This is a genomic window from Bartonella sp. CB10SXKL (genome assembly GCF_042195515.1).
Lineage (GTDB): Bacteria > Pseudomonadota > Alphaproteobacteria > Rhizobiales > Rhizobiaceae > Bartonella.
This window is the reverse complement of sequence record NZ_JBHION010000017.1, coordinates 13,876-30,246: the sequence shown is the minus strand read 5'-3', so window position 1 is coordinate 30,246 and position 16,371 is coordinate 13,876. Positions and strand designations below refer to the sequence as shown.

The following is a 16,371-nucleotide window of genomic DNA, read 5'->3' as shown; positions in this document are numbered from 1 at the left end:
AAAACCTTTGGTGATAATGGTACCATCCAGATTGGCAGAGATTTTGACCTTGATCCTATGGGACCTGCAATTGAAGGTGGCGTTGGCATTAATGCGCAACTGTCTCACAATTTCTCCCTTCATGGTGATGTCAGCTATCAACAAAAGCTTCAAAAAACTGGTATAAGTGGTGCAAGCTTTTCAGGAGGAATACGCTATCAGTTTTAAAATAAAACTGTCAAAACAGCGTATTTCTTTTCTATGCATTAACAAAAAAGGCAGCTACAATATGCTGCCTTTTCGCTTTATAAATCCTAATAACACTACACTATCCCTCCTTAAGAGAGCCCTTGCTTTTTCTACTGCCTGTAAAATCAACATCCACGCGCAACGCCCATGTTTAAAACAAAGCTTGAGACGCATCAGTGCTGTATTAGCAGCTCCAGCTTTTGTATGACAGATGGGAGCGAGGATATTGCGTATTTCTGTTTGTGTAATCTCTGAAATAGGCAAACAGCCTAATTTGAGGAGAATATGGAGTTTTAAAGGTGAAAACCCGTTTCCATCTTTACCATCATTTTTAATTCAGCTTTACAACTTTCAAAAGCATCTAAGGCAATGTCTTTTAAGTAATGGAGATTACGCATTGCCTCACGTTTTCGTTTCTCACGTTCTTTAATGAGGGCACACCCCTCACGTAAAACAGCACGCCACCCAGTTGCCAATTCACGAGCTTGTTTTAAAGAGACATCTCTCAAGGCACCCAAGCCCATTTCACGCCGGCGCCCCCCGTGAAAGGTATAACGATAAAGCCATTGAGTACCCCCATCTTTACGTTTGTGAAGGAGCAATCCGGCACCATCATTATATTTTCCAGCTCGTGGGTGTTGCTAAAGCCCTTGGCTCTTGAGACGATTCATAAGAGCCATTTTTAGTCCTTTCTTATACATTTTTTACCCACACGCCAGCCCCGCTTGTGGTGTGCAAGAGAATGGTTTTTCTTGATTTAAGACAAACAGGTTTAAAATGAGAAAATCTTACGTTATTCAGAACTCTAATTCAATGAAAGTACCGATAAATTATCTTTATAAATCATTACATTATACCATTTTTATCAAGATAAAAGATAAGGTATTTTTATCTAGAATATGTCACAAAGTATGCAGCCTTTTCGAACATGAAATCCATTTTTTCCTGAAGTGTTTTCTTTTCTACTTAAATACAATTTTCCTCCTCTTCACACGGATTGCGCAGCTATTCATCATCGAATTTGCCCATAAAGCTAAGCAAAGTGTATTTTTAGATAATATAAAGATAACAGCATTAAGAATAAATCTTAAAAAATAGAAGATTTCTTGCTTTTTCACTTATGGAAGTACAGAAACTCTACCGTTTGATTATGCTCCTCTTTGAAGATAGATATGGTGCTAATATGCGCCATAGAGCTGTCCAAGCAAAGATGATATTAGAAAAATGAAAAGTTAATCACTACACATTTGAAATAGATAGGAACCTACAGCCACTCTCATTCACTCCAAAGGATATAGAAAATGAAAAAAAGCACACTGGATAAATCATCAATCATAGCTTACAATATAACAGAGCATAATGGTGTTTTCATATGGCTACACTCTTCCCTTGTGATATCTGTACAGCAGATATCTCTAAAACTTCTATAAAAAATACTATTAAAGTTATGCTGTAAAAATGTTAATTGCCTCAACAATCATTTGTCAAAAATTTGCAAAGAATAATCAGAGAACTAACCTTTTGAACCACGAACATAATTTGTGTGCTAAGGATTTGATTTTTACCAACTTTTAACATATTGATGATCTTAAAATTAAATCAGACAGCCTCCCCAGTTAGTCCGGATAGGTAGGTATCTAACAAAAACTATTGTTAGGACCGTAGAAGATCGTACCCCATCCTTGTATGAGAAAGTGAACTTCCTTAAAAAACTTTGATATTGATGATACTAAACAGATTGGTATTCATTTTTACCTTAATCCGATAGATCCTGCCATTAAAGGTGCGTTTAGCACAATACCAGTTATCTCACAATTTAACCTTCTATATTGATGTAAACTATCAGAAAAAATTTTAAAAGACGTATAGTCGAGACAAGTTTTTCTGATAGAATACACTACCAATTTTAATATAAAATTATAAAAAAATAAGCATATTGATCCGTTTACTATTAACAAAAAAACGGAGTGTATTTTTTTGTTATTTACAATCTATTATAGCAATAAAATAAATTCTTTCTTTACGATGTGTTGTCGCTATCTATAAAGATTTATTTACACTTCCATTGCTGGTTCTTCTAAACAAACAGTTTTGAGAAAATTAATGCATGAAAAGAAAATCTAACAACAAGCGCTTTATCTTTCACATACAAAACGCTCAAAAAAGCTAATTATTTCATTTATAAAATGAAATAACTCAATAAAGTTCTTTTTGTATCAATAAAAGATGTTTTAAATGAAATATTCAAAATATTGATTTATAATGATAATTTAGCGTTACTTTCATTGAGTTAGAGTTCTGAATATCGTAAATTTCTCTCATTTAAAATCTGTTCCATGTTGAACTAATCAAAATCATTCACTTACACATTACAAGCGGGACTGGCGTGTGAAGCAAAGTTATATAAGAAAAGCCTAAGAATTCCTCTCATGCACCGCCTCAAGTGCCAAAGGCTATCCACACAACATTGGGAGCTAGCAAAGTATGTAATGGGGTTGCTCTTTTATTAAGCCGTAAAGGTATCGGCTTGCTCCTTCGTAAGCATAAAGATGATGGGACTCTATAGCTTTAGCGTTATAGCATTCATGAAAACCATCGCGAAATGGGCTGTGCGACCTTAGAAAAATGGACTTTGCTACCCTTAAGGAAAAGCTTCTTTAAAGAAAGCCTGTGAATAGCCCCCTCATCACTTTTTCTAGCAGAGAAAATTTTCTGATCGTTTTGGTGAGTACATCAAATAATACATCTCAATGCGATAGAGCTTTTATAGCGATTATCTTTAATAGACAGTTTTTAAATATCATACTTCATAGTGCTTTTAGCATAAGCTTAACCAAGCTAGGTTTTATGAAATCCACTTTTCTCGACTTTTTATGATCATGAACAAGTTTTTCTGAAGCAAAACTTCAAATCATAGAGAACACCATAAAATATAATTCGTTTTGTTATTTACAATAAAAACGTAATGATATAAAAAACTGATCGGGTACTTGCGCCATCAGGGGAATGAAGTAAGCATCAAAGCATACCAAATACTAAAGGCATATCTATGTGTAAGAAATATATTTATAAGAAAAATTTTTTGTTATGTACAATTGCTGGAACTTTCATTTTTTCTCATTTTGCTCCAACTTATGCAAATAGACAACCTCCTGAAATTATTAGTGAGTTTAAGCTGGAGAAAGGAGAAGAAAAAACTCTTAATAATGTTTTTATCCGCAATGGATCGAGCGCAGTGTATGCCAAAGAAAAAGCAATTGCCACAATTACAAACTCAACAATACATTCAGCTTCGTTTGCTTTTGCTGCATCACAAGGTGGACGTATTAATGCTAAAGAAGTGAAAGTCAATGCCTTGGATACTGGTCTATCAATTGAAAACGGTATCATTAACATTGAAGATTCATTCATAGAAACCAAAAGAAAATCCGGTATTGTTTTTCATAGCATAAATGATCTGAAAGATGGTGAAGAAGTTATCAATAAGGCAATTCTTAACAATACAAGACTTCTTGTGAGAAATGGTGTCGGTATTTTAGGACCGTCATCTTCAAAGTCTTTTGCCGAAGTTCAACTTAGAAATTCAGAAATTCGTTCTGATGTATTATTACAAAACAATGTAAAAAAGAAAACAGATTCAGATCCTCATCCTGTGACTTTTGTGTTAACTGCCGATAATTCGATTATAGAAGGAAGAGCAAGAACCTTAGCAGTAAATACGACTGTTTTTAATTTAAACAACAATAGCAAATGGTATTTAAATGTAAGTCAATACGAGATAAATCGTGATTTTAGTTCATTTAATTATGCACTCCATGACATTAAGCAACGAGCGCTGTCTACCGTTTCAGTACTGAACTTCAATAATAGCTCTATTGTGTTTAATGCGCCACATAGGCTGGCAAAGAGTCAATATCAAACCTTGAGTGTAGGACGGACAATTGAGCTCCCTAATCCACATGAAAACAGGGACTCCGCTATAGAAACCGTTTATAATGCAGTAGGCAATGCAAGGATTTATTTCAATACAGAATGGAGTGATGGTTTAGAAAGAGAACAACAAAAAACGGACCGCCTTCTTATCCATGGAGATGTAACAGGCACCACAACAATTAGTTTCAATAGCCTTTCAAAAGGTGTGTCATCAAAAGAAGAAGCTTCTATTCCCGCGAATATGCGTGGACTGTCGCTCATTCAAGTATCTGGAAAAACAGATAAAAATGCCTTCAAACTAGCAAATGGCTATGTCACAATGGGCGGCTTGCCTTATAAATATGTCTTAAATGCCTATGGACCGACATCACGTCTTGGAAAAGCAGAGAGCACACAAAGCCATTTAGGAGAAGTAAGTCAACAATCACAAGAAAAGGACTCAAAAACCGACACGACCTTCGCTGCATTTGGCGGAATAGCTTTAAGGAGTGAGAATAATATAAAAGTTGAATCAACACCAAATTCTGAGCAAATAGGGAGCATACAAAACCATTTGAGAGAAAATCAGAATTTCTGGGATTTCCGCTTGCAAAGTGCAACGCTCGATGATGAAGGAAAGATCAGAGCTCTCGTTCCTCAAGTGGCAAGCTATTTGTCCATGCCTAACGCACTATTCTCAGCTGGACTGGCTGATGTAAACAATCAAAACACTTTACTGAACACGATACAAGAAACAGGCTTTGAGAAAAAAAATCATAAAAACAAAGGGATCTTCTTCTCGACTTATGGCAATAAAATGACATTATCCTCTCACCGTACGCCATTACAATATGGCTATGGTGCCGATATTCACTATGCTTCTTTACAAGCAGGCTTTACATTAGTAGCTCTAGAAGATCAAAACATGACCACCAATGTGGGGCTTTTCGGGACATATGGGAAATTAGCTTTCACCCCAAAAGATATGGAAGGTGCTGACAAAAGTACACTCAATAAATGGTCAATTGCTGCATATAGTGGACTGCACCATAATAATGGTACATATATCCATGCTCTCTTTTCCTATGGAATGCTCAAGGGAGATATCACCACAGCTCTCATAGGAAAGACTGCAGAATTGAAAAACGCTGATACATTCAGTGCATCGGCGACCATTGGACAAAAGTTCGAAACCAGTACGAAAGGATTGGTCTTTGAACCACAAGCACAAGTTGTTTATCAGCGTCTCATGCTTGGCACACTCTCAGATGTCGATGGGTTTGATGTAGATATGGGAAATCCTCATCAATACTTAGTGCGTGTTGGTGGGCGCTTAACACAAACGACGATTTCTATTGAAAAAGGCAGTATTCTTTCTTTCTATGGTAAATTAAATATTGTTAAAGCTTTTTCTAACAATGGCACCATACAGATTGGTGAACCATTCCACCTTGATTCTATGGGAGCTGCCCTTGAAGGTGGACTTGGTGTAAATGCACAATTATCACAAAATATCGCCCTTCATGCTGATGTTAACTATCAACATAAGCTTCAAAAAACTGGTATATCAGGAGCAAGCTTTTCAGGCGGAATACGCTATCAGTTTTAAGAAAAAGCAAAAAACAATTTATAGTCTATTCAGTTTTAAGAAAAAAGCAGTACGCGTGTGCTGCTTTTTTTCAATCTTTCGGAAAGAGGCATCAATGATGGTTCTTTCTATACAGCTTTCTTGAAAGGATTAATTTCATTCAAACCAAATGCAATAAAACTCTTTATCTCTTAATGACTATTGAAGTCTCTAGAAAGCTGCCTTTTTGATTTATAAAAATCGAATGGATTCAATAAAAATTATTGTATATCGATAAAAAATACAAAATATTTTGATTTTTAGCACTTTAAAACAAAAATACTTATCAAGCTCGATTTTATGAAGTCCATTTTTCCCAACTTTTTATGACCATGAAAAACGCTTTTCTTTAAAAAACTTTAAATCATAGAGAACAGTATAAATATAATTCGTTTTGTTATTTACAATAAAAACGTAATGATATAAAAACTGATCGGGTACTTGCGCCATCAGGGGAATGAAGTAAGCATCAAAGCATACCAAATACTAAAGGCATATCTATGTGTAAGAAATATATTTATAAGAAAAATTTTTTGTTATGTACAATTGCTGGAACTTTCATTTTTTCTCATTTTGCTCCAACTTATGCAAATAAACAACCTCTTGAAATTCCTACGGTCCAAGTAGCTAATGGAGAAGAGAAGAGCCTTCATAATGTTTTTGTTCGTGGTAAGTATGATGCCGTGGTTGCTAAGAAAGGTCATATTGCCATTACAAACTCAGTAATGCACTCAGGCTTTACTTTGCTTTCTGCAACATCAGGTGGTCAAATTAATGCCAAAGGAATTGTGGGAGATGCAAAAAGGCATGGTTTGTCACTCACAAACGGCACAATCCATATTGAAGATTCAACATTAAAGGTCATAGGCCATAGCAGAGTCTATGGTATCAATTTTGGTTATATTTCAAGTTCTACAATAAAAGAAGGAGAAGAAGTTGTAAACAAAGCAATCCTTAATAATACAAAACTTCTTGTAAACGACGGTGTAGGTATTTTCGGACCTTATTATCCCAAAACGAATGTAGTGTACCTTAAAAACTCAGAAATTCGTTCTGATATGTTATTAAAAAATGAAGTCTCACCCTTCTTCGAGGTTCAACCTGCTACTTTTACATTAGAGGCTGATAATTCGATTATGGAAGGAAGAGCAAAAACGCTTCCTCAAAATACAACGGTTTTCACCCTAAGCAATAACAGCAAGTGGCATTTAAAAATTAGTCTATTTGAATTGGAAGATAGTTTTAGTCTATTTGATTACAAGCTCCTTGATCTTAAGCAACGAGCACAATCAATCGTTTCAGTCCTAAACCTTAATAATAGCTCTATCATATTTAATGCGCCGCATAAACTAGCAGACAATCATTATCAAACCTTGCATGTAGGAAGACATCCACAAAAAGCAGAGCAAAACAGAAGCTCCGATGCAACAACGGTTTACAATGCATTGGGCAACGCAAGGATTTACTTTAATACCGAATGGAGTAATGGTCTTACAAAAGAACAACAAAAAACTGACCGTGTTCTTGTTCATGGTGATGTCTCAGGCACCACAACGATCTATTTCAATAATCTTTCAAAGCATGCAGAACCATTCGATGATGAAGAAGATTCAATTCCTTTGAATGCGCGTGGTCTCTCACTTGTTCAAGTGTCTGGAAAAGCAGAAGAAACCGCCTTCACGCTGGCAAATGGCTACACCACAATGGATGGATTACCCTATAAATACATACTCAATGGCTATGGACCAACATCCAGCCGTGGGAAAGCTGATAGGGCACAAAGTCATTTAAGCGCAATACCACAAGAATCAAAAAAGCAAGCTGCGCAAAATACCAATGCATCATCTCTTGGAAAAGAAAACAACGGACAAGCTCCCTTGGAAGAAAATGAGAATTTCTGGGATTTCCGCTTGCAAAGTGCGACTCTCGATGATGAAGGAAAGATCAAAGCTCTTGTTCCTCAAATGGCAAGCTATTTAGTTATGCATAATGCAATATTCTCCTCTGGCTTGGCTGATATAAACAATCAAAATACACTGTTAGATAATATGCACTCAACAGTTTTCGGATTAGAAGGTCATAAACAGAAAGGGATATTTTTATCGACTTATGGCAACAAGATGACGTTATCTTCCAGCCGTAGTCCATTGGAATATGGTTATGGTGCTAATGTTCACTATGCTGCTATACAAGCAGGCATGACATTAGCAACGTTAGAAAATCAAAATATGACCGCGAATCTTGGTCTTTTAGGCACATATGGAAAGCTCGCTTTTGCGCCAAAGGATATGGAAGGTTCTGACAAAAGCATACTGGATAAATGGTCCTTTACGGCCTATGGGAACCTCCACCATGACAGTGGTCTCTATGTTAATGCACTTTTCTCTTACGGCATTTTAAACGGACATATTACAACAGCCCTTATCGGCAACACCACAGAATTAAACAATACGGATACATTAAATACATCAGCTACCGTTGGACAAAAACTAGCAACTGGTGTTGAAGGAGTGTCATTTGAACCACAAGCACAACTTATTTATCAACATATTGCCTTTGGCACTCTTTCAGATATTGATGGCTTCCAAGTTAATATAAAGCCACCTCATCAATGGTTGGTCCGTATTGGAGGGCGTTTAACAAAAACAATGCTTCCTATTGAAAAAGATCGTGTTCTTTCTTTTTATGGTAAATTGAATGTCATCAAAGCTTTTAGTGAGAAGCGCACTATCGATGTTATGGAATCTTTCCATCTCGATTCTATGGGCTCGTCCCTTGAAGGTGGGCTTGGCATTAACGCGCAGCTTTCTAAAAATATCGCACTTCATGCTGACGTTAATTACCAACATAAACTTCAAAAAGCTGGGTTCTCTGGAATTAATTTTTCCGGTGGAATGCGTTATCGCTTTTAGAAATCTTAGCTCTCTATTTTGACGCGTAAGCAGCGCTGAGATGAAAAACAGTGCTGCTTATATTTTGCTACATTACAAAAAAACGCAATGTGTCAAAAAGTGGTTCATTTTTAAGCAAAACAAAGAAAATATCTTAAGGAACATCTCTATGCATAAGAATCTTTTGTTATGTACAGCCGCTTGTGCTTTATTTTTTTCTTCTTTTAATTTCACATCTACCAGCACCGCCTCTGGTCTAAGCCCCCAGGAACGCCATGCCCTTGAAGGGATCATGAAATTACCTGAACAATATCGCCATGCCATTGATTTAATAAACACACCAACACAAGCAGAAAAAAATCTTGAGAAGATAGCCTCTGGCGCCATGATGAGAGATAATGCGCACTTCAACCAAGCACTTCAAAAAGGATTCGATGAAACAGACAGTAGAATTAATAGTTATTTTACAGGTATAGGTCGTTATGACTCTGGTGCACATATGAACGTGGTGAACCGCGAAATGGATAATATACGCGCCCAAGCCATGGCAAACAAACATCATCTGGATATGCAACATATGATGAAAGCCAGAGCATACCTTGAACAATTACGTCAGAACCGATTAAAAACAAGAGAAAATTTATTACGTGGCTACGACAAAGCAGTTTCCGATGCCGTAAAGGCGGCAGCAATCCTTGAAGCTGATAACCAACAGCGTGTTAATGCTGCACACCAACAATGGGTAAGCCAAGACAATCGTGATTGGCACAAACTGCAAAATACAGCAGAAATATTACATAAGGCGGCACAAGTGGATACTGCCTTACAAGGACAAAACAAAGAACTTTCTGGTGCTTTACGCAAAGCAGTATTAGAGACTTTGAACGCGGATGGAATAACCAACGTGGAGAGAAAAGAAAAAACATCCCCTCCTCCAACGGACACTTCATTCACAAGAACAGATCATGGAATGAGACAGCCTAAAATAAATGAAAATTCGCAATCTGATATTGATCCCCAAACAAACACCACTTCCTCGGAATCAAAAACGACTCTTACATCCGAAAAAGCGCATATGAATTTGCTCCCAAAGGTTGGAAATACCGCTACCGCGGCTACAGAGAGCACCTCTAAACTTACAGATGATGATAAAGCAACCGCAGCTTCTACTTCTCTTGAAGGGACAGCAAAAAGAACAATTCTTACACCACAAGAAGAAAGCTCTTTAGTCATGCCTATCGCGATGTTTGCTGTTGGGTTTAGTGATGTCAACAATCAAAATATCTTGTTAGACAATATGCAAATAACAATGTTTGAACCCAAAGATCATCCAGAAAGAAGCGTTTTCTTATCCTCTTATGGCAATAAGAGCACGTTTTCTTCCAAGGTTCAAGCAGAACAAGATGGTGTCCAAGCAGATATTCGCTATGCTGCATTGCAAGCAGGAGCAACATTAATAGCGCTAAAAGATAAAAATATCAGCAGCAACTTTGGCCTTTTCGGAACATACGGAAAATTATCTTTTACTCCTAAAAACAAGGAGAGCTTTCAAAAAAATATGTTTGATAAATGGTCACTCACCGCATATGGAAATATTCAGCATGACAGTGGCATCTATGCAAGTGCATTTCTCTCTTATGGAATTTTCAAAGAAGATAACGCCACAGCTCTCATCAAACATACCTCAAAAGTGAAGAATAGTAAAACATTAGGAGCCGCGGCAACTATTGGTCAAAAACTGTCAACCAGTTTGGAAGGTGTAATCCTAGAACCGCAAGCACAACTTGTGTATCAACGTCTCATGCTTGGTTCTTTATCAGATAGGAGTTCTTTCTCAGATGACGATAACTCTAAATCAGATGGCGATAACTCTAAAATAGACATAAGCAAACCTCATCAATGGTTGCTCCGTATTGGTGGACGTTTGACACAAAACAAAGGCCATGCCCTTTCCTTCTACGGCAAACTGAACATGATCAACACTTTTAGTGAAAACTTTCCGTTTGCTGCTATGGAATCTTTAATCGAAGGTGGTTTTGGTATTCAGGCGCACTTATCGCAAAATATCGAGCTTCATAGTGATCTCAGCTATCAACATAAACTCAAAAAAGATGGCATCTCTGCAATAAATATTTCCGCTGGAATGCGCTATCACTTTTAAAAATACTTATATTCCTATCTTGAAATATAACGTGCTCTCATTATGTTTCGTTTTGTCTCTTACAAAATAAACATAATGAGGCCAAGGTTTTATCTTCTATTAAGAGAGGGGAAACATTTAGGAATACATCCATATGAAAAAAAGTTTTTTACTATACACAGTTTCTGGAGTTCTGTTTTGTTCTTCCACCAGCTTGTCTAATGCTCTTCATGATACGAATACACAACCTACGATAGCTCTCTCTTCTCTGCAACCCACTCATCAAATAGGTGCATCCAGAACTTCTAATCCCTATTCAAATGCATCATCTTCGTATCCACCTTCAACATCTAGGTCTACAAGAACGACCAGAAGCTCTTCTCCTACAGGGAGTGAATCTACAACGCCTACTTCCACGAGCACTCTACCTCCCAAAACGCAACTTGAAGGAAATACAGAAGATGTACAATCTACCCCTACAGCCACACAAGACACTATTACACAATCTCCAGCGATAGGAACAGCTTCAACGACAGGAATGGAAGCAAAATCTAGAAGACGTTCAGGGGCGCCATCCTCTTCTACAAACTCTTCCAGAAAAAAAACGCCCGAAAATTCTGCTGTATCCTCACAGTCAGAACCTACAAGCACGGAAGCTACAAGACTAACAACAGAGCTATCGCCAACGCCTAAAGAACCAGAACTCGCACAGCCAATATCTTTAAGGCTAGAAACTGGACAATCAGCATTACCGGTACCGCCAAAATTCATAAAACCAGCGCCCGTGCAATCTGCCTCAACACAAAAGGTATCTGCAAAATCAGAGCTTGAAAAACCAATATCGCCAACAAAACAACCTGAAAAACCTGCACAAACTGAGGATATAAGCTCTGGAGTTGAGGCTACAAACGGTAAGACCATAACGCTACATAACAAAAAAATTCAAGACAATGGTTTTGCTGTACATGCAGATGGAAATAATTCAAAAGTCAACATGATAGGGGGAACAGTTGATGCACGTTTTGTTGCACTAAGCGTATCAGATGGTGGAGAAATTGATGCTACAGGTATTACTGCAACAGCAGAAACAGCTGGTTTGCTAAACATGAGGGGCACAATCAAACTTAAGGATTCAAGCGTACATGTCACGGGAAATCATGAAGCAGACGGTATTATTTTCCGCAATAATCAATACTATACCCCTAGAAAACAATATACACGCAATGCTGAAAGAAATGCCAACGCCGTTCAAGAACAAGCTATTCCTAATAAAGATAAAGTAACCCTAGAGAATACAAAGCTTTTTGTTGAACATGGTAGCGGTATCAACCTTTATGGAACAGGCGTAGACGGAGAAGTCAACCTTAAAAATTCAGAAGTCCATGCCGATATTTTATTAAAAAATATAAAGAACGAAAGTGCCTCCACAAACACTATTACATTAGTTGCAGACCACTCTTCTTTAGAAGGTCGGGTAAGAACTTCTAAAGATAATAGAACAGTTTTTGATCTAAAAGAGGGGACGAAATGGCTTTTAAAGGCGAATAAAAATGCCACAAATAATGATAATATTTTAAATGACTATAGACAGTTTGATGTTGATGAAAAATCATACTCTAATCTTTCTGAATTGCACCTTACAGACAGTGTCATTATGTTTGACAAGCCAGTGGAGGGACATTATCAAACTCTGTTTATAGGACCTAATCTTTCGCAAGAAGACGAAACGACCCACACAGCAGCGGTTTACAGTGCAACAGGTGTTGCAGAAATTTATGTAAATACTCAATGGAATAAACATTCTCCTATCACGGAGCAACAGACTGATCGCATTGTGATTAATGGTGATGTCTCAGGGAGTACTGTTGTTCACATCAATCTCCAAGAAACAGATAAAAAAATAACCGATAGCTCTGCTGTTTGGGAAGAACGCATGGCGTCACTTCCTTTAGGGACACATGGGATTTCAATCATTCAAGTTTCCGGACAAGCAAATGAAAATTCCTTCACGTTAGCAGGAAACTATATGACAATAGGGAAACAACCTTATAAGTATGTACTTACAGGCTATAAACCTGGAACATCTCATGAGAGCCAAAATCTTTTTGGTAAAAACAGTAATTTCTGGGATTTTCGCTTACAGAATGCCTACATTGATAAGGATAAAAAGGTTCGAGCCCTTTTACCACAGGTAGCAAACTATTTAACCATATCTAATACTTTGTTTTCTGCTGGATTTACTGATGTAAACAATCAAAACGCGTTGTTAGATAATATGCGCACAATAGTATTTGGGGCAAAAGACAATAAAAAAAATGGTATCTTTTTCTCTTCCTACGGCGAGAAAGTCACCTTATCTTCCAACCGCGATCCATTACATTATGGCTATGGTGCTGATGTAAACTATACTGCTTTACAAATAGGTGTCATATTAGCCGCCTTGGAAGGTAAAGACATAAGCACACATTTTGGTCTTTTAGGAACATACGGAAAACTTGCCTTTACGCCCAAAGAGATGCAAGATTCTGAAAAGACAACTCTTGATAAATGGTCTCTTGCCGCTTACAGCAGCATCCAACATAGCAATGGTATATATCTAAACACACTTCTTTCTTACGGAACCTTAAAAGGAAATATTACCACGGCTCTTGTTGGGAATGCCGCAAAATTGGATGGCACCGAGATGCTTAATATATCTGCAACCATTGGTCAGAAATTAGCAACCAATACAAAAGGGCTGGTCTTTGAACCACAAGCTCAATTCATTTATCAAAATCTCATGTTTGATATTTTCTCAGATACCAATGGCTTAAAAGTAGACATGGGCAATCCACATCAATGGTTGATCCGTTTTGGTGGACGTTTAACAAAAACGATAATGGCTGTTGAGGAAAACAAGGCTGTTTCCTTCTATGGTAAAATGAATGTTATCAGAACTTTTGGCGATGGTAAAACAATAAAAATTGCTGATACCTTTCATGTTGATCCTACCGGCTCTTCAGTTGAGGGAGGCATGGGGGTGAACGCATATCTTTCTCAAAATATCGTACTAAACGCCGATATCAGCTATCGGCAAAAACTGCAAAAAGCCGGTGTATCTGGCACCAATTTGTCTGGCGGAATACGTTATCGTTTCTAAAGCAGAAGTTAATTTTAACTTAAATAAAAAAGCAGCACAAAGTGCTGCTTTTTTATTTAAATTTATATATATTTTTAAATTCTCAAAAATCATTATCACATCAAAGAAGATTTTGACTTATAATATTTCTTTTGCATATTGAATAAAAAACTGAATATCTTAGCATTCTCTCATCAAAATACCCCATAAAGTTTTATGTCTTATATCACCACACCTCAAGCGATGATGTTTTTACAGCACAACAGAATAAGCATTCATGCATATTTTTAAAAAAAGTCAGCCCCTTCTTCGCTGTGGACGCTCTATTTATTTTAGATGATGTGCATTTAATATACCTGCTATAAAGACTTAGTATCTGGTATAAATTCTTAAAGGCATGTTTTTCCTCTAAAATCTCAATGCTACAGCAACTCCATCATAAGACAAGCATTTGATTTATAAAGACAATTAATTGTTTTGCATGTTAAATGAGAATCCAGAATATCGTAAGATTCTTTCATTTTAGACCTGTTCCATGTTGAATCAACAAAAACCATATCTCTTGCAAGTGACAAGGGGGAAGAGCCATAGGGATAAAAAACTATTAAGAAAGGATTAAAAATGCCTCTAATGAACTATCTCAAGTGCCAAGGGCTGTAGCAACATTGGAAGAAAGCAAAGAATATAACAATATCAACTTGCTCTTTTATTAAGCATAAAGATGGTCGTACCCTATAGATTTTATATTATTTCCATGGGGACTTTTTATTATACCATTCACAAGCGCCGTTGCATCAAAGATGTCGTTGCGCCCCACAACCACCATCACGAAATAGACTTGAGAGCTTAGATATCTCTTTAAAACAAGGCCGTGAATTAGGAATAACAAATCCATTCTATTTTGAGCATTTTGTCGTGCATGAAGGACATGCCCGCAGTAAAAAACACAATAAAAAAAGCGTGAAACAATGCGGAATCTTCATTATTTAACAGATAGTGCTTTAGATACTTTTGAAAGACATAAAGCTAAATTAAAGAACGGCGGAACAGAGGGAAGCTGATTTCTCCCCCTTTATTCTTTCCCAATGAGATTGCCGCCCCATTTCAAATATTACGCCAACAAAGATATACGCAATATATCCACTCAAATCTGGATGCTCTCTCCAATCTGACATACAAAAACTAAAAACAGCAGAAAGAAAATACTAAACCGCTTTAATTTTTATCTCAAACATATAGATTTAAACAACGAACCGCTCCATATCACCACACTTCAAAGGACAATACTCCATGAGGCTTATAGGCAATACTCATCACATACTCTTCATCATTCATGCTTTTTGCTGACTTGGTGGTTATGGCGGAGTGAATGCACCAGATCCCATCCCGAACTCGGCCGTGAAACGCTCCAACGCTGATGGTACTTTGCCTTAAGGCACGGGAGAGTAAGTCGCTGCCAGATCTGCTAAATGCATGCAAAAGACTCTAATGTATGAACCTTACATTACCACAGCCCCAAGGAAGCTGTTTTTAAGGCATCACAGGCTGGTCTAAATATCCTCTTGATCGGCCTCTCCCTAAACTAAAAAATGAAGCCCCCTATTAACTTAGTCTGCAAACAATTCTCTGTAAATAATCCGCCTTCTCTGAGTTCTCTTTCAGCCAGTTTCCCAAAGCATGCGGTTCACATCACTACACCTTAAAAGACACTGTTTTAAGAACAGCGTTTTACAGTACAACAGGATAATAATTTAAATACCCAAATGCACTTAAAACAAGTCTACTCACTAAACGCACTATTTATCCAAATCAACTGCCCTACCTAATCATTGTCATGACTTAGAACAGCCCGTATTAAGCAGATTTGATCATTCCTCTATTTCTTTTGCACGTCCAGATAGTTGTATAGCTCTAGAAAGATCATTAACTGCATTTAAATGTGTTTGAAGTAATTCACTATTACGCTGTAATTTTTCTTGTAAATCAGACAACAAACTTTCAACCTCATGCTCAATATCTTGATTCATATAGCGCTTCACATCACTCATGGATTTATTAAGATCACGCAAACCACGTATTTTACGCAAATTTATTTCTTCGTAATCTGGAACACCACTGCTCTCTAGCATATTGCTTTCATAATCAACAACTTGAGCTAATCCTTTAACAGCAGCAACAAATTTTGTCATCGCCCAATCACGATCAATAAGATTATTATCAAGAACTTTTGCTTTTGCTGCAAAACTATCATCACCATATTGCACTACAGACATTTTTACTTCCCCTTCAACACTATTGTTCAATCTTACTTTCAAATGAGGGAGATTAAACAGGTTCTCTTCAATGCTGATACACTCAACCAAGCTCGTGGTGCAAACATTGCTCAAACAACAGCACGACAATCCTTCAAAGCGTATACCACTTCAACTTTCAACGCATTCTCTTCAAATATTTT

7 protein-coding genes, 1 rRNA gene and 1 pseudogene are annotated in these 16,371 nt (G+C 37.1%); 6 read left to right on the top strand and 3 right to left on the bottom strand.

The window, feature by feature from the left end; translation table 11 throughout:
- Window positions 1-207, top strand: a 207-nt coding sequence (locus ACFIK3_RS08255; RefSeq protein ID WP_375676536.1) for an autotransporter outer membrane beta-barrel domain-containing protein, incomplete at its 5' end; no start/stop codon positions are given.
- A 111-nt stretch (window positions 208-318) separates the two neighbouring features.
- On the opposite strand, the pseudogene ACFIK3_RS08250 reads toward ACFIK3_RS08255, so the two are convergent.
- A pseudogene (locus tag ACFIK3_RS08250) lies at window positions 319-908 on the bottom strand (integrase arm-type DNA-binding domain-containing protein); the annotation flags it as partial.
- Between the two features lie 2,369 nt (window positions 909-3,277).
- Between ACFIK3_RS08250 and ACFIK3_RS08245 the strand changes: the two are divergent.
- From ACFIK3_RS08245 to ACFIK3_RS08235, 3 genes are all read left to right on the top strand, one after another.
- Complete coding sequence (locus tag ACFIK3_RS08245) at window positions 3,278-5,749, top strand: autotransporter outer membrane beta-barrel domain-containing protein (protein WP_375676535.1); 2,472 nt, start codon at window positions 3,278-3,280, stop codon at window positions 5,747-5,749.
- 518 nt (window positions 5,750-6,267) lie between these two features.
- The gene (locus ACFIK3_RS08240; protein WP_375676534.1) at window positions 6,268-8,679 is read left to right on the top strand and encodes an autotransporter outer membrane beta-barrel domain-containing protein; all 2,412 of its coding nucleotides are present in this window, start codon (window positions 6,268-6,270) and stop codon (window positions 8,677-8,679) included.
- A gap of 148 nt (window positions 8,680-8,827) precedes the next feature.
- Window positions 8,828-10,819 carry an autotransporter outer membrane beta-barrel domain-containing protein gene (locus ACFIK3_RS08235; RefSeq protein WP_375676533.1) on the top strand — a complete coding sequence of 664 codons (1,992 nt, stop codon included), beginning with the start codon at window positions 8,828-8,830 and terminating at the stop codon, window positions 10,817-10,819.
- A gap of 291 nt (window positions 10,820-11,110) precedes the next feature.
- Here the strand turns inward: ACFIK3_RS08235 and ACFIK3_RS08230 are convergent, their stop codons facing one another.
- Entirely contained in the window at window positions 11,111-11,719 is a 609-nt protein-coding gene (locus ACFIK3_RS08230) for a hypothetical protein (protein ID WP_375676532.1), read from the bottom strand.
- Window positions 11,720-11,792: 73 nt separating this feature from the next.
- Between ACFIK3_RS08230 and ACFIK3_RS08225 the strand changes: the two genes are divergently transcribed.
- Together ACFIK3_RS08225 and rrf are read left to right on the top strand one after the other, a co-directional pair.
- Window positions 11,793-13,937 (top strand): autotransporter outer membrane beta-barrel domain-containing protein, encoded by a 2,145-nt coding sequence (locus ACFIK3_RS08225; protein WP_375676531.1) that lies wholly within the window; start codon window positions 11,793-11,795, stop codon window positions 13,935-13,937.
- A 1,326-nt stretch (window positions 13,938-15,263) separates the two neighbouring features.
- Window positions 15,264-15,378, top strand: a 5S ribosomal RNA gene (rrf, locus tag ACFIK3_RS08220).
- Between the two features lie 406 nt (window positions 15,379-15,784).
- Here the strand turns inward: rrf and ACFIK3_RS08215 are convergent.
- Window positions 15,785-16,189, bottom strand: a complete 405-nt coding sequence (locus ACFIK3_RS08215; protein ID WP_273790974.1) for a flagellar protein FlgN — start codon at window positions 16,187-16,189, stop codon at window positions 15,785-15,787.
- Window positions 16,190-16,371 lie beyond the last annotated feature (182 nt).